The 20607-nt window shown below is 61.8% G+C and carries 17 protein-coding genes; 2 read left to right on the top strand and 15 right to left on the bottom strand.

The features are described 5' to 3' along the window. Positions 1-144 precede the first annotated feature (144 nt). The 8 genes from FNZ07_RS11160 to FNZ07_RS11125 form a co-directional block, all read right to left on the bottom strand. Positions 145-822: a hypothetical protein gene (locus FNZ07_RS11160; protein ID WP_091006264.1), complete on the bottom strand. Its 678-nt coding sequence runs from the start codon at positions 820-822 to the stop codon at positions 145-147. 78 nt (positions 823-900) lie between these two features. After that, positions 901-1647 carry a hypothetical protein gene (locus tag FNZ07_RS11155; protein WP_143097991.1) on the bottom strand — a complete coding sequence of 249 codons (747 nt, stop codon included), beginning with the start codon at positions 1645-1647 and terminating at the stop codon, positions 901-903. A 440-nt stretch (positions 1648-2087) separates the two neighbouring features. Continuing rightward, positions 2088-3245, bottom strand: coding sequence for a hypothetical protein (locus FNZ07_RS11150; RefSeq protein WP_091006256.1), 1158 nt, complete (start codon positions 3243-3245; stop codon positions 2088-2090). A gap of 213 nt (positions 3246-3458) precedes the next feature. After that, on the bottom strand, positions 3459-3842 hold the full coding sequence (locus FNZ07_RS11145; protein WP_245811273.1) for an EF-hand domain-containing protein: 384 nt from the start codon (positions 3840-3842) through the stop codon (positions 3459-3461). Between the two features lie 85 nt (positions 3843-3927). Continuing rightward, positions 3928-5736, bottom strand: a complete 1809-nt coding sequence (locus FNZ07_RS11140) for a S10 family serine carboxypeptidase-like protein (protein ID WP_143097990.1) — start codon at positions 5734-5736, stop codon at positions 3928-3930. Between the two features lie 478 nt (positions 5737-6214). Further along, positions 6215-7804: an alkyl hydroperoxide reductase subunit F gene (gene ahpF / locus FNZ07_RS11135; protein WP_091006253.1), complete on the bottom strand. Its 1590-nt coding sequence runs from the start codon at positions 7802-7804 to the stop codon at positions 6215-6217. A 160-nt stretch (positions 7805-7964) separates the two neighbouring features. After that, positions 7965-8528: an alkyl hydroperoxide reductase subunit C gene (ahpC, locus tag FNZ07_RS11130; protein ID WP_091006251.1), complete on the bottom strand. Its 564-nt coding sequence runs from the start codon at positions 8526-8528 to the stop codon at positions 7965-7967. 129 nt (positions 8529-8657) lie between these two features. Continuing rightward, positions 8658-9533 carry a LysR substrate-binding domain-containing protein gene (locus tag FNZ07_RS11125; protein ID WP_091006248.1) on the bottom strand — a complete coding sequence of 292 codons (876 nt, stop codon included), beginning with the start codon at positions 9531-9533 and terminating at the stop codon, positions 8658-8660. Positions 9534-9662: 129 nt separating this feature from the next. On the opposite strand from FNZ07_RS11125, the gene FNZ07_RS11120 reads away from it, so the two are divergent. Next, entirely contained in the window at positions 9663-10535 is an 873-nt protein-coding gene (locus FNZ07_RS11120) for an alpha/beta hydrolase (protein WP_091006245.1), read from the top strand. A 42-nt stretch (positions 10536-10577) separates the two neighbouring features. Then, positions 10578-11972, top strand: a complete 1395-nt coding sequence (locus FNZ07_RS11115; RefSeq protein WP_091006243.1) for an MFS transporter — start codon at positions 10578-10580, stop codon at positions 11970-11972. Here FNZ07_RS11115 and FNZ07_RS11110 read toward each other — a convergent pair. The 7 genes from FNZ07_RS11110 to FNZ07_RS11080 form a co-directional block, all read right to left on the bottom strand. Continuing rightward, positions 11969-13480: a TIGR04222 domain-containing membrane protein gene (locus tag FNZ07_RS11110; RefSeq protein ID WP_170275716.1), complete on the bottom strand. Its 1512-nt coding sequence runs from the start codon at positions 13478-13480 to the stop codon at positions 11969-11971. The genes FNZ07_RS11115 and FNZ07_RS11110 overlap by 4 nt on opposite strands. 181 nt (positions 13481-13661) lie before the next feature. Beyond that, positions 13662-15413, bottom strand: a complete 1752-nt coding sequence (locus tag FNZ07_RS11105) for a cholesterol oxidase substrate-binding domain-containing protein (protein ID WP_091006237.1) — start codon at positions 15411-15413, stop codon at positions 13662-13664. A 387-nt stretch (positions 15414-15800) separates the two neighbouring features. Then, the gene (locus FNZ07_RS11100) at positions 15801-16208 is read right to left on the bottom strand and encodes an L-rhamnose mutarotase (RefSeq protein ID WP_245811271.1); all 408 of its coding nucleotides are present in this window, start codon (positions 16206-16208) and stop codon (positions 15801-15803) included. After that, positions 16183-17301: a mandelate racemase/muconate lactonizing enzyme family protein gene (locus FNZ07_RS11095; protein ID WP_091006235.1), complete on the bottom strand. Its 1119-nt coding sequence runs from the start codon at positions 17299-17301 to the stop codon at positions 16183-16185. The genes FNZ07_RS11100 and FNZ07_RS11095 overlap by 26 nt, the downstream gene beginning before the upstream one ends. A gap of 26 nt (positions 17302-17327) precedes the next feature. Continuing rightward, positions 17328-18158 carry a carbohydrate ABC transporter permease gene (locus FNZ07_RS11090; protein WP_091008662.1) on the bottom strand — a complete coding sequence of 277 codons (831 nt, stop codon included), beginning with the start codon at positions 18156-18158 and terminating at the stop codon, positions 17328-17330. Positions 18159-18222: 64 nt separating this feature from the next. After that, positions 18223-19197, bottom strand: a complete 975-nt coding sequence (locus FNZ07_RS11085; protein WP_091006232.1) for a carbohydrate ABC transporter permease — start codon at positions 19195-19197, stop codon at positions 18223-18225. A 9-nt stretch (positions 19198-19206) separates the two neighbouring features. Further along, positions 19207-20559: an ABC transporter substrate-binding protein gene (locus FNZ07_RS11080; RefSeq protein WP_091006229.1), complete on the bottom strand. Its 1353-nt coding sequence runs from the start codon at positions 20557-20559 to the stop codon at positions 19207-19209. Positions 20560-20607 lie beyond the last annotated feature (48 nt).

Below are 20607 nucleotides of genomic sequence, written 5' to 3'. Positions count from 1 at the left end.
CTTCCTTTCGGCGCGTAGCTGTCAGGAAGCGCGGCATAGATCGCGGCTACTATCGACGCAGCTTGCTTAAGGGAACCTTAAGTGCGTGGTGGACGGCGGGTGCGGTGTGGATTGGGGATTGGTTCGGCGGGCCACGTCGGCCGGTTACATCAACGCGCCTCTATCGGTGCGTTGCAGCGGATGAATGCCGTGCGCCGAACCTTGCAACAGATAACCCGCGAGACGCGGGACGACACTCACCCACTCCTGTGCGTAACCGTCCGTCGCGAGTATCAGCCGATGCGTGGTGGCGCAATCGCCATCGAACGAGATCGAATACTCGCCGATCACGATCCGTTCCCCGGGCTCGAGTTGCGTGTCGTCGTCGCACTCCGGTTCGTGAGGAAGCACGACCAGCTCGCCGTCGCCACAACAGAGCGAGCTTTCATACGCGGCGATACCGCTCGTGCTTCGGCCGAGGAAGTCGACGGGTTCCGAGGTCTTGTTCACGAGCCAGAGCGCCTGCAGATCCGAACACCGGTCGAGGTAGGGAATCGCCAGGTAAAGGCCCGCCGGCGCATCGTCGAGATAGCGATCGAGATTGGCCGCAGCGAGCCTGTCCGCAAGCAGACGCCGGCGGTCAGCCAGCTCGGCGAAGAGATCTTCGTCGTCTTCGTCGTCGTCCGGCCGGTACCCTGCAAAGGTTTCGAGCGCATCGCAGGCGGTGTAGAGCCGGGAATATCGATCGATGTCGGCCGCAAGCGCCACACTCACATCGGGGTGACACTGATCCACTACCCAGCGCTTGATATTGAACACCGCTGTTTCTGTCGACCTTGCCATATCCACTCGAATGTCATCAAAAGATTGCCGGCAGATGCGGGGAACCCGACATCAGGCGATCACGCACCACGACGCGCATTAAAGACCGACTTCCCTCGGGTCGAGCTTGGACATCGGCACCGCGCACTCCATGACGATCTCGAGCGCAGCGCCGGGATCGATGACCGCTTTCGACACATCCATCGCAGCCTGTATCGCGAGGCCATACGCGACGTGCCACTCGGACGGCCCGTTGCAATGCTTCTGAACGGCGGGCTGGATCAGCGACCAGAACGTCCTGATGTAGTCGACGGGCAGGTCCTTGACCGGTCTGCCCTCGGGAAAGCGCGGCACGCCGAAATCGGTGCCGCCGCAGGTCCGGCTGACATGCGCGAATATTGCGGACAGATCGGGGGGCGTGCCGCCCAGTTTGCGCGCGTGGCTCGCGCTCAGGGACCAGACCGAATACTGGCTCTCGGCCAGCATCTCGTTGAGCGCATCGCCAAAATAGAAGACGCGCCCATCGAGCGTTCTGACCACATGCAAAGGCGGCAATGCGTTCGCCCGCCGCGAATATTCGTCGCGTATGCCCATCTGGCAGGAGAAACCGGCAAGCGAGCCGAGCACACCGAAGAGCGTCTCCACCGGCACGCCCTGCCGGCTCTTGAGCAGCTTCATCAGCGTGCGCGAAATCTCCTTGCTGGCGGCTTTCACGCCGGCCATCGACGCGCAGGTCCGCTGTGCCGCGATGGCAGGCACTCTTGCGGCCCCTGACGAAGCCGGGCCGGACGAAAAGGTCTGTCGCACCGCCGCGGCCTTGCTGGCATCGACAGAGTCGGTTCGCACACTACGTCGCCTGCTGAACGGATTCTCGAACATCGCTTTTCCCTTTTTGGTGCATCGCATGCGCGGGTGTCGTCACTGGCCGTGGTACGAACCGGCTGCACCCGGCACTTACAACAAGACGATCAAGCTGGGCACGGCTTTCATTCGAAACGTCGTTTTATGCACATTGAATCTTCTGAACGACTTTCTGGAAGACACAAATGATACTAATCGGTCCACTTCGGCCGCTTGATCGCTTGAGACGGGCTGAGTCTGCCATCTGGCGTCACCAGTCGCATCTTTTATGGGATAACAAAGGAGAATTGAGCTTTGAAGTATCGTTTTTCGATACTGTGATGCGTGAATAGGACAGGTAGCCGGCATGGCGAAGCGCCGCGGCTTCACACGTCATCGCGGCCGATGACGTGTTCCTTCTCCAGCATTGGACATCCGCCGGACCATCACGGCGACGGCGCGTGGACACCTTGCGTCGTGCCAGTGACGACCGGGCACGATGCCGGTACCGCACGATCGAGCAGCACGGCCATGCCGCAGTCCGACGTGAACATACCGAGGTTGTCGTGCCCGATGCCTGGCACTTCGACCACTTTCTGCTCGAGACCGGACGGATGTCGCCGTTTCAGATAGTCGAAGTACGCGAGCCCGCGCGCGAGACGATAAGGGCCTTGCGCCATGGCGGCACAGGAGCGATCGATGAAATGCGTGTAAGGATCCGTATCGGCTTCGCCGAGCAGATACACGACATTGCGCGCAACATACCGCGATTCGAGATCCTGCGGATTCTGCGAGGAAACGTAGGTCGGCGCGGACTTGAGACCATATCGCCACTGCGTCGCACGAGGACAGGCATCGGCCAGACTGACCGGCCGTTCGTCGTCGAAGTACAGGTAGTTCGACGAATTTGCGACGACATAGCGGACCGAGACGCCGGCGCGAACCAGCGCTTCTCCCTCACGCCCCACCACGGCATACCGCTGCACGAACTGGGCACCCGCCGAATGACCGAGCACGACCACGGTCGACAACGCGGGGTAAAGACGCCGGTCGGCGAAATGCGCGAGCAATGCATCGAACGCCGTGAAGGAGCTGATCGCGCCAGGCTGGCGTGCCGGCTCGCCGCCTTTCCATCCCTCCTGCGTCCAGGCGAGCGTCGACGCGGGAAGCGCGAATGCCCGCGCATCGGATTCGGTCAAAAACTGCGGTGCGACGACCATCGTCCCTTCGCCGAGGGCACCGGCCTTTTCGAGGATCTTCTGCCCGGTTGCATAGTAGACGTCGGCATTTCTGAGCGTGCCGTGAACCACGATGAAGACGCGCTTCACATCGGGCGCAGTTTCATCGATCGGGCGACTGGCATAGATGGGCAGTACCGCGCTTGCCTCCGGTGTATCGACGGGTATGCGCTGATTCGCGACTGCCTTGACGGGCGCGTTGAGCACGTCGTGCTGGGAGGCTGCATGGGCGGGCCGGGCACCGCCCAGCAAGATTGCGCCTGCGAACCAGACAGCCATGAATAGCGCGATCGACAACCGCTTTCTGCTGGCCGGTCGCGCAGTAGCGGGCAAGGTTCGATCAACGACAACGGAAGTAAGTGGCATATCGGTGGCCCGCGGTCCTCGGTGAAGGGGATAAAAATAGTCACCGATACCGGGAAAATCGTCAATTCGGCTCGACGCACAACGCAGAATGCCACATCGGCAAGACCACGAACAAAACGGCCGCATGCACAAGGCAGGCGGCCGTCTCATTGCTTCACAACGCAGCGCAACGCATCTGCGCATTGCGCGAGACGCGTCACAGCGGGTCCACGTTTACTTCGACGACTCCAGATAACGCTTCACATCGTCGGCGGTTACTTTGCCGGTGCCGTTGCGGTCGATCGTCTTGAAGTTATTGGCCACGTAACCGAGCCCGGCTTGCTGCGCCTGAGCCTGGGTCATCGCGCCCTGCCCCAGCGCCGTCGACTTGAGGCTCGCATCGAGCCGCGCATCCGCTTGCTGGTCGAGCGTCGTACCGGTGGACGGTGTCTGCTTTGCCATCGGCAGGCGCGTCGGGAAAAACGGACCATCCACACCACCATGTCCGCTGGCATTCGCCGGGGCAACTGCCTGCGTGTCGCCGGCCGCATACGCGCCCGATACGACGCCGAGCAACCCCGCGATCAGGCAGACCCGCACTGTCATACGCATCGTCATTGTGTTTCTCCTGTTAGGCGCGAATACACAGCTACGCAGCTACGCAGTCCCGCAGCGCAAAACGTCGCTGCGCATTCGCCATGATTTAGTTTGCAGCGGCCTTCACCGCGCTCGACACAGTCGCCACATTCGTGGCAGCCGGCGTATTCGCAGGCGTCGCGTCGGGCCATGCGTTACCCAACCCGGCCAGCGTCGTCGCACCCTTCACTGCACCGCTCTGGTAGTACTGCACGAGGTCGGGCATCAATTGCTGACGCGAACCGTCATCGAGGTAAATCATGTGGCCGCCCGTGTATTCCTTGATCTGCACGTCGGCCTGCAGATTCGCCACCGTCTTCAGGCGAGCCAGTTCATGTTCGGTGTTGACGTACGGCGTAGCCAGGTCATGCCAGCCGTGCAGCGTCAGCACCTTCAGCGCGGGGTTCAGCTTGATCGCGGCAAGCAGGTCCGGCACCGTATCGGGCAACACCTGTCCGCCGTGCGAGAAGTCCCACGCGTTGATGACGTCGTTGTTCAACGGGACATACGTCGCATTCGGCGCCTTGTACTTGAGCACGTTCGGCATCTGCGTCGCGAGCACATTCGTGAACGGCGTCGAGATCAGGATGTCGGACGGATCGGAATCGCTTGCGAGTCGCGGGTCCGAATTCGGCAGCGACACGCGTCCGTCATACCGGCCGATCGTCGAACCCGGCACCAGCGACGTGCCATAGAACGCGTTGCCGAAATACGCATTCAGCGCGGATACCGACATGCCGGTCAGACTGCTCCACTGCGCATAGGTGGGCGAATCGGGGAAAATCGGATTCGGCACGAGCGGCGAGCCGGCGAATTCGAACGTCTGCCCGTACTTCGCGAGCGTGTCGTACTGGGTCGTGACGAAGCTGCTCAGTTCCGGCGCGTAAGCAAGCGGGCTCGCCGGCGCCGGGCTGACCTGGCCAAAGAACGCGGCGACTTGCGCAAACGACGGGAACAGACCGGCCATCGAATCGGTGCTGTATTTGAGCGCCGAAGTGTTGTCGCCGAAGGTCTGCGCGAGGTTCGGCATGCCAGAGAAGTAATTCAGAATCGGCGATTGCAATACGACACCGGTCAGATGCACGCCGGCCGTTTCGAGCGCGAGCGACAGCATCGCGGTACGCGGACCGCCATACGATTCCCCGTACAGGTAGGTCGGCGAACCGGCACGATGATTCGCCGCGATATAGCGCTTGATGAAGTCGCGCATCACGTTGACGTCCGGGTCCGCGCCCCAGAATGTCTTGTTGGTGTTCGGCAGGATCGCTTCGGACAGACCGGTACCGGGCGGATCGATAAACACCATGTCGGTGGTCGCGATCAGGCTTTCCTTGTTCGGCACTTCCGGATAGTTCGGCCAGTTGCCCATGTAGGGATCGGGCGTCGCGACCCGGGTCGGTGCAAACGAACCGAGGCGCAGCCAGATCGATGCCGATCCAGGGCCGCCGTTATAGAAGAACGTCACCGGGCGGTTCGAGCCGTCCTGGCTAGGCGCCGTGTAGGCCACATACGACATCGACGCTTCAGGCTGGCCCGACGGACTGGTTGCCGTCAGGTGACCCGTGGTCGTCGTGTAGGCGATGTTCTTGCCGCTGCCATCGGTCCATTGATGATATGCGACGGCGACCTGTTCATTGGCCTGCGCGGCATTCAATCCGTCGCCGGCCTTGGCGGAATAGGCGGTGTTGTCGACGGTCGGCTGATCGGCTGCGGTGTTGACATCGCCGCCGCAGCCGGACAGTGCAAGCGCGAGTGTCAACGCACTGACGCCGAGACCGATCTGCGTGACGCGTCCAAGCGGCTGACGGCGCCGGGTATGGCGCGCTGTCGACGTCGCAGATAGCGGGAGATAGTGGGAATCGTGGGTGCCTTGCATTGCTTCTTTTCCTCCTTGTGAGAGTGCCGTGTTTATCCAGCGTGCTTGCCCAGGCTCAGCCGCATGGACGTGCGGGAGCCTCCGCGCGAGCGGTGTCTCTGTGTATTAAGTATGTCTAGCTAATCTGCTTTTACTGGCCGCGACCGGAGTGCCGTGACGAACTGACAATCCGTCTCGCCTTGCGGGAGATCGCTTGGTGAACAACAGGTGGTGCCTTACCGGCCCTTACGAATTGAGCGTGACGATATCACAGGGTTTGTAATCGTTTGTCACATCTCGGTGGTAGGTATCGGCGGCAAAAATCGTGGTGATTTGAAAGTCGTTTTGCCTCAGCGGTTTAACGCTTTTATGCCCAGCAGAAGAGCGATTTCTTCTGAGCCGGATTCGACGTGCAACAACACGGGAAGAAAAAAATAAATCGCCCGCGCCTCTCTTGCAAGGGACGCGGGCGATTCAGGGAACTAGCTGCTGCAATCAATCAGGCTTCGACCAGTGCCTCGTCGCGCGGGCTTTCTTCTTCGACCGAGCTGCGGATCAGATGATCGAATGCGCCGAGTGCGGCTTTCGCCCCTTCCCCCACGGCGATCACGATCTGCTTGAACGGCACCGTCGTTACATCGCCGGCGGCGAATACGCCGGGCACCGACGTTGCGCCCTTCGCATCGATGACGATCTCGCCGTGCTTCGACAGATCGACAGTGCCTTTCAGCCACTCGGTATTCGGCACGAGGCCGATCTGCACGAACACACCTTCGAGTTCGACGTGTTTCGTCTCGCCCGATACGCGTTCCCGGTAGACGATACCGTTGACCTTGCGGCCGTCGCCGGTAATCTCGACGGTCTGAGCCTGCGTGACGATCGTCACGTTTGCGAGGCTGCGCAGCTTGCGTTGCAGCACCTCGTCGGCACGCAGTTGCGCGTTGTATTCGAATAGCGTCACATGGCTCACGATACCGGCCAGATCGATGGCCGCCTCGACACCCGAGTTACCCCCGCCGATCACCGCCACGCGCTTGCCCTTGAACAACGGACCATCGCAATGCGGGCAATACGCGACGCCATGATTGCGATACTCGCGCTCGCCCGGCACACCGATTTCGCGCCAGCGCGCGCCGGTCGCGAGCACGATCGTCTTTGCGCGCAGCACTGCGCCGCTCGCCAGATGCACTTCGTGAATGCGGCCTGGAATCAGCGCTTCGGCGCGCTGCACATCCATGATGTCGACTTCGTAGCTTTTCACGTGCTGTTCGAGCGCGGTCGCGAACTTCGGTCCTTCGGTTTCCTGCACTGAGACAAAGTTTTCGATGGCGAGCGTATCGAGCACCTGGCCGCCAAAGCGTTCGGCCACCACTCCGGTCGCAATGCCCTTGCGTGCCGAATAGATCGCGGCCGCCGCACCAGCCGGACCGCCGCCGACAATCAACGTGTCGAACACCGGCTTGTTCTGCAACGCTTTGGCTGCGCGTGCGCCAGCGCCGCTATCGAGCTTCGCGAGAATTTCCTTCACACCGCTGCGACCCTGACCGAATACCTCACCGTTCATGTACACGGTCGGGACGGCCATGATCTGGCGCGTCTCGACCTCGTCCTGAAACAGCGCGCCATCGATCGTGACCTGCTGGATGCGCGGGTTGATCAGCGCCATCACGTTCAGCGCCTGCACGACTTCCGGGCAGTTCTGGCACGACAGCGAAATATAGGTTTCGAAACGATAGTCGCCATCGAGCTCGCGAATCTGCTCGATCACCGCATCGTCGAGCTTGACCGGATGGCCGCCCACCTGCAGCAGCGCCAGCACGAGCGACGTGAATTCATGGCCGAGCGGAATGCCGGCAAAGCGAATACCCGTGTCCTTGCCCGGCTCGCCGATCGAGAACGACGGCTTGCGTTGTTCATCGCCGCGACGTTCGATAACCGTCACGCGTGCCGACAGCGACGCGACGTCGTTCAGCAGCGCGAGCAGTTCCTGCGATTTCGCACTGTCGTCGACCGACGCAACCAGTTCGATCGGCCGGGTGAGCTTTTCCAGGTACGTCTTTAACTGAGTCTTGAGATTGGCATCCAGCATGGCGATTTCGATTCCGTGGCGATGAGGGACAGCACGGCGTCAGCGCCGCGCAATGCAGTAGAGAAAGCGTGTGAATCAGCGGCGAACCGACGGCAGCGAGGCCGACGGACCGCTTGCGGGCGCGCCGCCAAACGACGCGCCGCATGAAGACTTGAAGCGCTTAGATCTTGCCGATCAGATCGAGCGAAGGCGTCAGCGTTTCAGCGCCCGGGGTCCACTTCGCGGGGCACACTTCGCCCGGATGCGCGGCGATGTATTGCGCGGCCTGCACCTTGCGCAGCAGTTCGCTCGCGTCGCGGCCGATGCCGTTGTCGTGGATCTCGCACAGCTTGATCTCGCCGTGCGGGTTGATCACGAACGTGCCACGCAGCGCCATGCCTTCTTCTTCGATCAGCACGTCGAAGTTGCGCGACAGCGTGAGCGTCGGATCGCCGATCATCGGATAACGGATCTTGCCGATCGTGTCCGACGTGTCGTGCCATGCCTTGTGCGTGAAATGCGTATCGGTCGATACGCCGTAGATTTCGACGCCGAGTTTCTGGAATTCGGCGTAACGGTCAGCCAGGTCGCCAAGTTCGGTCGGGCACACGAACGTGAAGTCGGCCGGATAGAACACGACGACCGACCACTTGCCTTTCAGGCTTTCTTCGGTGACCGGCACGAATTCGCCGTGGTGATAAGCGGTTGCCTTGAAGGGCTTGATCTGGCTGTTGATGATCGGCATTACTGGGTCCTTTATGGGAAGGGGTTAGAACATGGACGCAGTATGAAGGTGGCGCTTAATTTGTAAAAATTGATTGATTTCATTCAATCAATTGCAAAAAACTATAACTCGCCGAAACCCGCACCCAGCCTAGCCGATCGCCTGCAGTAGCTGCTGCCGCACGGCCGCCGTGATGCCCGGATGGCGCCCGCTTTCGAGCATGCCGATCACCCGCGCGGCCGGACGGAACGGCAGCGGCAACGCCACCACCGACCGCTCGCGTGTCCACGCGACGTGCTTCAGCAGCGGCACGATCGAGATGCCGACGTTCTGCCGCACGAGATCGATGATCGCCGCCACCGAATTGACCTCCAGCACTTCGTTCGGCTTCACGCGCATCCTGCGCAACGTCTGCTCGACTTTCGCCCCGGTATCCGAGGCGCGGTCGAAGCGCAGAAACGGCCGGCTTTTCAGCAGCGCCCCGACGTCCGCGTGTGCCGACGCGATCCGTGTGCTGGCGAGCAGCATCAGCGGTTCTTCGTAGAGCGGCGTCCATTGCACGCGTACCGGGATGTCGCGCTGCGGCTCGACCACAAGCACCGCATCGAGTTCACCCGCCTCCGCCTGCTCTGCCAGCGCGCCCGAGTAGCCGAGCACGAGCTTGACCTCGAGCGCCGGATGGCGCGCCTTCAGCGCCACCAGACTTTCAGTCAGAAAGCCCATTGCCGAAACGATCGCGCCGACCGTGATCGTGCCGGCGATTTCCTCCGTGGCATCGGCGTCGGCCAGCATCGCCTCGTAAGCCGCGACGATCCTGCGCGCGTGCGGTATCAGCGCGCGACCGGCCGGCGTCAGCGTGACGACGCGGCGCGAGCGGTCGAACAGCGGGCGTCGCAGTTCGTCTTCGAGTGCGCGCATCTGCTGCCCGACGGCGGCCTGGGTCAATGCGACGCGGTCGGCGGCCGCGGCCAGCGAGCCGTGCTTTTCGACGGCGAGGAAAGTACGCAGAAAACGGATCGTGCTCATTGGAAAACGGCTGGCGCCGACCTCTCAAAGCTAAAGAGTTATTTTATCTTTGGTAAAGATAAATCAATTAGTGTTTTTGAATGGGTGAATCCACAATAGCTGCACGACGTTCACTACTCCCTGCCCATCATGTCCAATCCCGCACACGAAACCCCCGGCGACGCCAACGCCCGCGCCCAGGCGCTATACGACTACGGCTCGACCACCGTATTCGCCAGCCGCAACGATCCGCGCTTCGCGTACACGCTCTACGTCCCGCCCGCCCTCCAGGCCCCGTCCAACGACGTCGAACTCGTTGTCGCAATGCACGGTACAGGTCGTCAGTTCATCGGCTATCGCGATGCGTTCGCGGAGTTCGGCCGCTGGAACAATTGCATGGTGCTGTGCCCGCTGTTTCCGGTCGGCGTACTCGGCGACGGCAATCGCAGCGGCTACAAACATTTGATAGAAGGCGACATTCATTACGACCGCGTACTGCTCGACATGATCGACGAGGTTGGCAGCCGCTACGGCAAGACCTTCGATAGTTTTGCGCTGTTCGGTTATTCCGGCGGCGGACAGTTCGTCAATCGTTTTGCCTATCTGCATCCGGAGCGCCTGTGGGCGGCGTCGATCGGCGCACCGGGCTCCGTCACGCTGCTCGACGCAGGGCGCGACTGGTGGGTCGGACTGCGTGGCTTCGAGCAGCGCTTCGGCAAGCGCTTCGATCTCGATGCGTTACGCCGTGTGCCGGTGCAGATGGTAGTCGGCAAGGCGGATCTGGAAACGTGGGAGATCACGTTTCAGGAAGGCGTCGGCAGCTACATGCCGGGTGCGAACGATGCGGGCGCAACGCGTCCCGAGCGGCTCAAAACGCTGCAGAAAACGTTCGAAGCCGCGGGCGTCAATGTGCAGTTCGACGAGTTGCCCAACGTTGCGCACAACGGGATGCAGGCCGTCGAAGCCGTGCAGGAATTCTTCGCGAAAACGTTGCGTGCGCGACGCGCACGAACGGTGCGATAGCAACGACATATCGCCCGCACGAGGCGCAAGAGGAGACAACCGATGAATCCCGATTCCGTTGCGGACGCACCCTCCCCGTCTTCGCCGGCGCGATCGCTCACGCCTCGCGAGATGCGTCGTGCAATCGTCACATCGGTGCTCGGTAACGGCTTCGAGTGGTTCGACTTCATGGCCTACGCGTACTTTGCGAAAGTCATCGGTCAGGTGTTTTTTCCCGGCGGCAACAGCATTGCGTCGTTATCGCTTGCGCTCGCAACATTTGCGCTTGGCTTCGTGGTGAGGCCGTTCGGCGGCGTGCTGCTCGGCATTTACGCGGATCGTGCCGGCCGCGCCCGCGCGTTCTCGCTGCTGATGCTGATGATGGCCACCGGCACGCTATTGCTCGGACTCGCGCCGGGCTACGCGACGATCGGCATCGCCGCGCCGCTGCTGGTTCTGCTCGCGCGGCTGATACAGGGTCTTGCGATAGGCGGTCAGTTCAGCATGTCGGCGGTTATCGTGGTGGAGAGCGCGCCGCCCGGCAAGAAGATGTTCTACGGCAGCTTCAACATGTCGGCGCAGGCGCTTGCGACGCTGCTGTCGGCGGGTCTCAGCTATCTGCTGACCGACCACCTCAGTACCGCTGCACTGACCAGTTGGGGCTGGCGCGTCCCGTTCCTGATCGGCACGCTTGTCGGACCGCTCGGCTTCTATATTCGTCACCGGGTCAGCGAATCGCCCGAGTTCGACGCGCTACGCAAACTGCCACGTGAAAAGACAGTGGGACTCGGCGCCGCGCGCAACTTCATCGACAAACAGGGTGACGCCGCGCTGTGCGCGATCGGCGTGATGGTGATCGGCACGGCGTCGAGCTATCTGTGGAACGCGTATATGCCGGTGTACGTCGAGCGCCAGTTGCATCTGCCGATGAAGTGGGCGTTGTTCGGCACGTTCGTCGCGAGCAGTCTGAACTTCGTGCTGTTTCCGTTTGCAGGGAAACTGGTGGACCGCATCGGTGCTTATCGTCTGTTTTACCCGGTCGTGATTACGTGGGCTGTATGCACGCTGCCGTTGTTCTGGTTCATCGTATCGGCGCCGTCGGCCGGCAGACTACTGACCGCGCAGATCGTCGCGGCGCTGTTTCAGGTCGCGATCGCGGCGGGGCATCCGGGCATGCTCGCCACACTGTTTCCGGCGCACGCACGCACGACCGGCGTGGCGCTCTCGTACAACCTTGCCGTTACGCTGTTCGGCGGCATGGCGCCGCTCACGGTAACGCTGCTCACGCAGCAGACCGGCAGCCGTTTCGTTCCCGCCTTCTATGTGATTGCCGCCGCGTTGATCTCGCTGGCACTCGTGCGCTTCACGCGGACCGGCCAGGCCGCGCTCGCGGCCGATCGCGCTCGCCGTGCAGAGCGCGTGAAAACGACCTCACTGACGGCATTCCCTGCCGATTAACTGCTGCTGCAGCCCCCACAACTGCTTGAGCAACTGCTCGAGCTACAACTGCTGCCCGAGCTACAGCTACTGCCGGAACTGCAACTGCTGCCGGAGCTGCCCGAGACCGTGCCAGCAGATATCGCGCTCGCCGGCGCCAGAGAAAAATTTCTTGCGTACGCGCTCCACGGCGTGCCGAACAACGCAGCCGAACCGATGATCGCCGTTTGCCAGAGAACCACCTCCGGGCCGGGCGCGCGTCCGCGGCTCGCGCCGTCCAGCACGATCGGCCGCAGTATCGCCCGGCCGGCCGCCGACACACCGCCGCGCCCGATGCCCACCAACCGCCACAGCAGCAAGCGGTACGCGATATAAAAGCCGACGAGGCTCAGCAGCAGTAAACCGATCGGCCGGCCTCGTTCGATTCCGACGCCCGCCTTGATCACGCCGACCAGCACCACAACCAGACACAACGCACTCGCGAACCGCTTCAGGAGCCGCATGTCGCCCTTGCCCCACCACCAGCCCGCCGCACCCATCCGCTGGGTCAAGTCAGGCTCGCGCTGCGCGATCCGCCGGCATAGCGTCGTGTAACTCGCACGTCCGTTAACCATGTAGCGCAACCAGTTCATCTCGCCCGCGTACACGCTGCTCTCCTGCTGCTTGCCAACTACTACGTCGGGCTCGTGGCGGCGGCTTCTATCGAGCGTGATCAGTTCCTCATGCATCATTTCGAGAATCGCCACGTGTGCCATGCGCGCCGTACCGCCGAGCATGTAGGCCGCTTCATGCGGCAACGGCCGGCCCGCGTTCGGTGATCCACCTGCGGGTCCCGAGCGATAGCGCAGATAGACGATGCGATGCACGATCCACAGCAGTGCCAGCGCGGCAACGCAGAACATCAGGTAGAAATGCAGAAAGGCCGGGCCGGCGTAATCGAATATGTTGTTTTGTTCGACGTAAGCGCAACTCGTCAGCGCAAGCAGTGCGGTTGCCGCGCTCATCGTTCGGTGCGATGCGCACAACGATCGCACGGCTGCACGCAGATCGTTGCCACTTTTTGCATGTTGTGCGGCAGGCCGCGGCCAGATGTCTTCGGGCGGCGATTCGCCAAAAGTTTGCGTGTAGCTATCGAGCGTCTGCGCGTAAAGCGATGCATAGGCAACGGCCTCACCCGCAGCACCGTTACCGGGCTCGTGATGCAGCGGTGCGCCCAGGACACGATCGCAAAACACTCCCCAGTACTCGCGCGTGTACTCGAGATGTAAATGCCAGACAGCGTCGATGGCTTTCGACGGTGTCGCAACATGCGCGGCTGTCTGCGTGAGAAACACGAAGCGCTTGTACTCGACGATCACGCGCAAGGTGTGTTCACGCGACCACCCTTCGCGTTCGGCGAGACGCCGGCTGAACGGCAGCGCGGTATCGGGCACATCGAGACTGTAGGCTTCGAGGCGCTGGTGGAGCGCATCGAAGTCAGGTGATATCGGTGGCAGAGAACCGGCGGGACGGGCTGGCGCGCGTGTCATCGGCATGGCTCCTGATCCGCGCACCCGCCGCGTGGCGCGACGCACGCGAGCGGATGCACGGATCGTATCGACGGGGTCTGGGACGGCATCCGGCTACTGCCGGTTACCGGTTTGCCGGCATTGTCACATACCCGTCGAAGGGTACCGATGGTTCGCTTATCGTTCGCTTACGGCCGAACAGTTACGGCAGCAACTGGTCCAGCAGCGGCGACGCAAAGATCCGCTGCGGATCGTACTGGTTGAGCGTGTTGTGCGCCGTATCCCAGTTGCTCGTAGCCGGCTGACCGTCGCGATACAGGTTGGGAATCGTCGTACCGAGCATCGTGCTGTCCTGCCACGCGGCGCTGTTCGTGTAGGCCCAACCCTTCGACCATTCCGGGCGCACCGTTGCGTATGAACCGGTGTAGTTCGACAGCATCCATTGCTCGATCTCGCGATAGAACTGGTCCGCGAGCGGCGTGCCCGGCAGCGTCAGGATATCGAACCAGACAGCGGTGTCCCATTCCGGATGATCGGGACGCGGCTTGAGCGCGGAAATCGTTGGGACTACGGCACCGGCGCCCGCATCCGCCGGTTGATCGAGTCCCGTCACGCGGATTTCGACCGGCCCGTTCATCGGATATTCGTTGAGCGCCTGATACGCACTGATGCGGTTCTGATAGAACTGCACGAACTCGTTGATCGCGCGCTGCACATTGGAGCGACTCGTGAGCACCGTATAGCCGTTGGCCGTGACACGCAGCGTCGTCGGGCGAATGTATTCGAGCACCGTGCGCGACCAGCCCCAGATGTCGCCGCTCCCCGTAAGCGCGAGACCGGCCGTCGTGATCCCCAGTTGCGTTTGTCCGAACAGTGGCGTCAGGTATTGCTCACCGCCGATCACGATCTTCGAGACCAGATCCGACAACGACTGCGGAATCGAGTCCGAGAACGGATAGTTGTATGGACCGGTGACCGCGCGCGACGAGGACGGCTGGGTCGGTGCCACCGTCCAGACCTTGAGCCAGGGATTGGTCGTAAACGGAAACCAGATCGCTTCCATCCGGCCCGTCTGATTGAGGAACGATTCGACTGTACGGCCCGTGGAACCCGCTGTTGCAAACAGTTCGGTCGACGGAATGTTGGTGAAGCTCTGGCAGCGCAAGCGCTGATTCGGGCCCACTTCGAGCGTGGCTTCGACAATGAACGCGCGACCGACGTGTGTGAGGAAAGCGCCGATATCCGGGTCGGTGCGCTGGAAGGTACGCAACACGTACTGCTTCTGGCCAGCGTCGTAGACCACTGCGGTCAGCGATTGCACGAGGTTGCTAAGCGAACCGTAGGTGTTACCCGGTAGTTGGGATTCGCCTGTCGCGGGCACGGCGGTGCCGTGCGCATCGATTGCGAGTGCGCCGCCCAGTGTGATGTCGCCGGGTGCGGGTGCGGCCGTGACGCCGAGGTTGTACTGCTCGAGCGTGGCGAGCAGCGATTCGAGCGACACACCGGTTTGCGCGGTGACACGTGCCGGGGTTGTCGTCGTATCGACGGTAACGGCTGTCAGCGATGCCGTCGTATCGAGCAACACGATTTGCGCGCCCGTGCTGGTGGGATCGATCGTCAGCGGCGACCAGTTGTGCATGTGGCCGCGCGGCCGGACACGGTATCCGTTCGCACTCGCCCAGTTGACGATCGTGACGACGTCGGCAGGCGACGTCGGCGCGGCTGTCCACACGTTCGACACCACGATCTCGCCGCTCCAGTTCTGGAATGCCTGCTGGGAAAGCGGAATGTTCGCCGGAAAATTCGGCGGTGTTGCCGGAGCGGATTGCGCATTCGCGGCAATCTGATAGATCGGCGTCCAGCCGGCAACTACGCCGGCGGCCGCAAGTTTGGCCATGTTCGACAGGAACGCGCGGCGGGACGGATCGGATTCTTCCTGGATTAAGTCGCTCATCGTTTTTTTCGTCTCGTTCAAAGTTTGAATGGGTTATGCGACATGTGAGTCGATCTAACTGGCATGCGACACCAGCGTGACGCATTCAGGGACGCTGACACGCTGCCGGATCCGCTGATCGATTGAGCAGCGGGCCGGTAGAGGTAACCGTTCAGACTTTCCCTGAAGGCTGTCAGGGCGAAGCGTAAGGACGCCCGATCATTGCCGATGCAAGACGCCTCATGCGTGACGCATTCGGAGTCAAGCTTCTGGGCGGATCGACGATAGCAAGACTTGATGGAGGGCGAAACCTATCAAAGTAGACAGCGTACGTGACAGGTCGGCCGCTTGAGGACGCGCGTTATGCGAATTCGTTTGTAACGTTCGCGAGTATTTCAGGCGAGGCGTTTATTCGTCGCTTTCGCCTACGATTTGAGCGTGCAGATTGAATATTTCGTTCATCGGTTGCCAGAGTCCCGCACCCTGCGCATCGGCGAGCGGCCGCTGGAATGTCGCCATCAACTGCTCCCATTCCTTCACGCGCGGATGACTGCTCGCGGTCACGACGAGCTGTGCGAGATCGAACGACGGAGACGTTTCGATCAGCATCGTCAGGCGGTTACCGCGTCGCCAGATCGTCATGTCATGAATGCCCGATTGCCGCAGATGTTCGAGCACCTCGGGCCACACTGCGCAATGGTAACGATCGTACTCGGCGATCGAAACAGGATCGTCGCGCAGATCCAGCGTCAGGCAATGGCGCAACATCGTGTTCTCCGTTTGCGTCAGGTCATGCGGCGGCCTGGTGGTCGACATTCAGATGCACGTGCTGTGTCGCGTTTATCGCATCCCAGTCCCAGTCGATACCGAGCCCTGGTTCTTGCGGCGCAACGGCAAAGCCGTCCTCGATCTGCACACGCCGGCCCGTCAGTGTGTCGAGCTGCGGAATGTACTCGACCCACGTCGCATTAGGTACGGCGGCGCACAGGCTCACGTGCAGTTCCATCAGGAAATGCGGGCAGATATCGACGTTGAGTGCTTCCGCGACGTGGGCAACCTTCAGCCACGGCGTAATCCCACCGACGCGCGCGACATCGGCCTGCACGATCGCGCAGGCGTCGGCCTTCAGGTACTCGCCGAACTGCCCCGCGTGATACAGCGATTCGCCGATCGCAACCGGCACCGATGTGGACAGGCACAGACGCCGGTGGGCGTCGAGGTTCTCGGCCGGCATCGGCTCTTCGAGCCACGCGAGACGCAGCGGTTCGAACGCGCGCGCGCGACGCAGCGCTTCGGCGAATGTGAAGCCCTGGTTCGCATCGGTCATCAGTTCGAAGCCGTCGCCGACCGCTGCACGCACCGCTTCGAGCCTGCGCACATCCTCGGATAGATGCGGGCGCCCCACCTTCAGCTTCGCACCACGAAAGCCGTCGGCCTGCGCCTGTAAGGTCTGCTCGACGAGTTCGCCTTCAGACAGATGCAACCAGCCGCCCTCGGTCGTGTAAGTGCGGATGCGCTGCTTCGCACCGCCGGCCGCGACCCACAGCGGCAATCCCGCGACACGCGTATTGCGATCCCACAGCGCGGTATCGATCGCGGCAAGAGCCAGACTCGTGATCGCGCCCACGGCTGTTGCATGCGTGTGGAAGAACAGGTCGCGCCAGATCGCCTCGTATTCGGCGGGACGACGTCCGATCAGTTGCGGCGCGAGATGATCGCGCAACAGCGCAACGATCGACGAACCGCCCGTGCCGATCGTGTAGGTATAGCCAGTGCCGGTACTGCCGTCGCTACAACGCAGGGTCACCAACACGGTTTCCTGCACGACGAACGACTGGATCGCGTCGGTGCGTTTCACTTTAGGCTGCAGGTTGATCTGGCGGATCTCGACCGCATCGATTGTCGTCATGAGTGCCCTCTTCTTTTGCGCTGCGCCTAGCCCTTCACACCGCCGAGCGTCAGGCCGGCGATCAGATGCTTTTGCACGATGAATGTCAGGATGATGGCCGGCACGATGATGACAACCGCCATCGCGCACATACCGGCCCAGTCGACCGAGAACTGCGCGGTGAAGTCCATCAGGCCGACCGGCAACGTCTTCGTATCGGGGCTGCGGCACAGTTGCGTCGCGAGTGCGAATTCGTTCCAGCTCGTCAGAAACGCGAAGATCCCGGCCGATGCGATGCCCGAGCGCGCAAGCGGTAACTCGATGCGCCAGAACGCCTGCCAGCGGTTGCAGCCGTCGATCTGCGCCGCCTGCGACAGCTCGATCGGCACTTCGCGAAAGAATCCATCGATCAGCCACACGGTGAACGGGACATTCATCGCGAGATACACGATGATCACGCCGATGCGCGTGTCGAGCAGACCGGTCCACGCCCACAGCATGAAAACCGGCAGCGACAGCGCGATGCCGGGAATCGCACGCGTCAGCATCAGCAGCACGAAGAACACGTTCTTGCGGCGAAATTCGAAGCGCGCGAACGCATAGCCGCCCAGCACACCGACGACGAGCGCGGCCGCCGTGCTCACACACGAAATGATCACGGAGTTGACGAAGTACTGCCGCACTGGCAGCGAAGCCATCTGCCCGAAGCCGAACATGCTGCGGAAGTTGTCGAGCGTGTAGCTGCTGGCCGCGAACGGCGACTGGTTCGACAGGATCGCGACGTTCGAGCGGAACGCATTCAGCACGACCCACAGCCCCGGCAGACAGATGATCGCCATCACGACGAACACACCGAACCACAAACCGAAGGTTTTCAGCCACTGGCGCGGCGCACGTTCATCGTGTGGCTCTGCTGCGCGCAAAGAGAGATCGCTCATGATGTCAGGCCGGCCCCATATGCCGGCGTGCGGCGTTCAGTTTGCGAAAGAAGTACAGCGTGAAGAGAATCGATACCAGCACCGACACGTACGCGATCGCGTTGGCATAGCCCATGCGCGAATCGTCGTAGGCAATGCGTCCGACCATCGTCCACAGCAGTTCGGTGCGGCCGCCCGGGCCGCCGTTGGTCATGATCCGCACGATGTCGTAGGCCCGGCCGACGTCGAGCGAACGGATCGTCATCGCGATGTAGATAAACGGCATCAGGTACGGCAGCGTCACATAGCGAAACGTCTGCCACGGCGAGCAGCCGTCCACCTTCGATGCCTCGATCGGATCTTTCGGCAGCGCCATCAGACCGGCGAGCAGAATCACCGCGAACACCGGCGTCGAGTTCCATACTTCGGCTGCAATCAGCGATGCCAACGCAGTGTGCTCATCGACGAGAAACGGAATCGCGTTCTTCACGCCGAACACCGATTGCAACAGGCTGTTGATCACGCCCGTGCTGTCGTTGAGCATGAACTTGAACTGAAAGCCGACCAGCACCGGCGAAAACATCATCGGGAACATCATCACCGTGCGCAGTGCGCGCTGCCCGGTCGTGACGCGGTTCAGCAGCAGCGCGATGCCGAGGCCGAACAGCAGTTCGAGGTTGAGTGCGACGGTCAGGAACAGCACGGTGCGCCCGAACGCAGCCCAGAAGTCGCCGTTCGAAAACGCCCTTAGATAATTGCGCAGACCGATTACATGCCACAACGTGTCCGGATCGGTGAGCCGGTACGACGTGAAGCTCGTGTACAGCGAGAACAGCAGCGGCAGTACGACCACGATCGCCACCGATACGAACGCCGGCAACAACAGCCTGGCCGGCAGCGACAGACGGCTACCGAATGCACGCAGGCCACCGGCGGCGCCCGATACGCGTTGCGAGTGAGTCGGCAAGTCTTCGCCGCTGCGAGGTTCGACGTTCATCATCAGTCGCGCTCAGTCATTATCGGCTGCGTCCTGCATGATGTCCGACACGCGCTTCGCGGCATCGTTGAGCGCCTGTGCCGAGGTCTTGTCGCCGATGATCGCCTTCTGCAATTCAGGCCACAGCGCGTTCGAGATCTCGTTCCATTGCGCAATACGCGGCGGCGTGAACGAATCCTCCTTCGCGGCGGTGCTGAACACGGCAATCGCGTTAGCCATGAACGCATCGTGTTTCGCATCGAACTCCTTCGCGGCATCACGCTGCGCATCGAGCCGTGACGGAATCGTGCCGAGGCGTGCTTCGACCATCTGCGAATCGTGACTCGTCAGGAACTGAATGAAGCTTGCCGCGACTTCAGGTCGGTCGCAGGTTTTCGTAATCGAGAAGCTGTGCGAACCCGACCAGCCCGGCCGACGATTGCCCGCTCCGAGCGGTGCGCGCACCACACCGACCTGGCCCGCGAGCTTCGATGTCTTGGGGTCGTTGTAGAACGACGCGAAGCCCGGCCAGTCCATATCGAGCGCGACCTTGCCAGCCGCGAAATTGTTGCCGAGGTCGTCCCATACATAACTCGGCGCGCCCTTCGGCACGGCCCCGTCCTTGTACAGATTGACGAACCAGTCGAGCGTCTTCACGCCGATCGGCGAGTTGAAGACCGGGTGCATCTTCGCGTCGAGCAGCTGGCCGCCGTTTGCCACCAGCAGCGAATAGAACGTGCCCGTCAGCGCTTCGTCCTTGCCCGGAAACTGCGTACCATAGAAGTTCGGCGCCTTCGTGAAGAACTTCGCCTGCTGGGTGAATTCGGCGTAATTCGTAGGCGGTGCGAGCGCCTTGCCGAACTGCTTGCGATACGCGGCCTGGTTAGCCGGATCGTCGAATGCGACCTTGTTGTAGTACAGCGCCTCGACATCGGTCGAGCGTGGAATCTGCACCAGATGTCCCTTCACTTCCGACTGTTTCAGCAGGTTCGGCGCAAACTGCGCCAGATAGTCGGCTGGGAACAACCCCTTCAGGTCGCGGAAGATCGGATACTGCGCGGCGAAGTTCGTATGGTTCGAGGACACGCAGTAGTCGATGTGATTCGATGCGATGTCCTGCTTCAACTCGCGGTCGAGTTCGAAGTGACTCTTGCGCGACACGATCTCGACCTTCGCGCCGGTCTGTTTTTCCCACAGCGGAATGCGCGTATACAGTGCTTCGTATTGCACGCCGCCGATCAGTTTGACGCGCAGCGTGTAGCCCTTGTATTCGTTGTCGGCACGCGCGACGCCGGCCGACACGATACCCGCCAGCGCGAGTAGCGAAACCGCGACGCGTACGATCGCGCCGCTCCTGGCTGTCTTTGTCTTCCTGATGTCCCGCATGGCGTGTCTCCTGATGTCGTTATATGAACGTCGGTTCGTCGTGCTCGT

Source organism: Paraburkholderia megapolitana (assembly GCF_007556815.1).
In the GTDB taxonomy this organism is placed as follows: domain Bacteria; phylum Pseudomonadota; class Gammaproteobacteria; order Burkholderiales; family Burkholderiaceae; genus Paraburkholderia; species Paraburkholderia megapolitana.
This window is presented reverse-complemented; position numbering and strand designations above follow the sequence as displayed.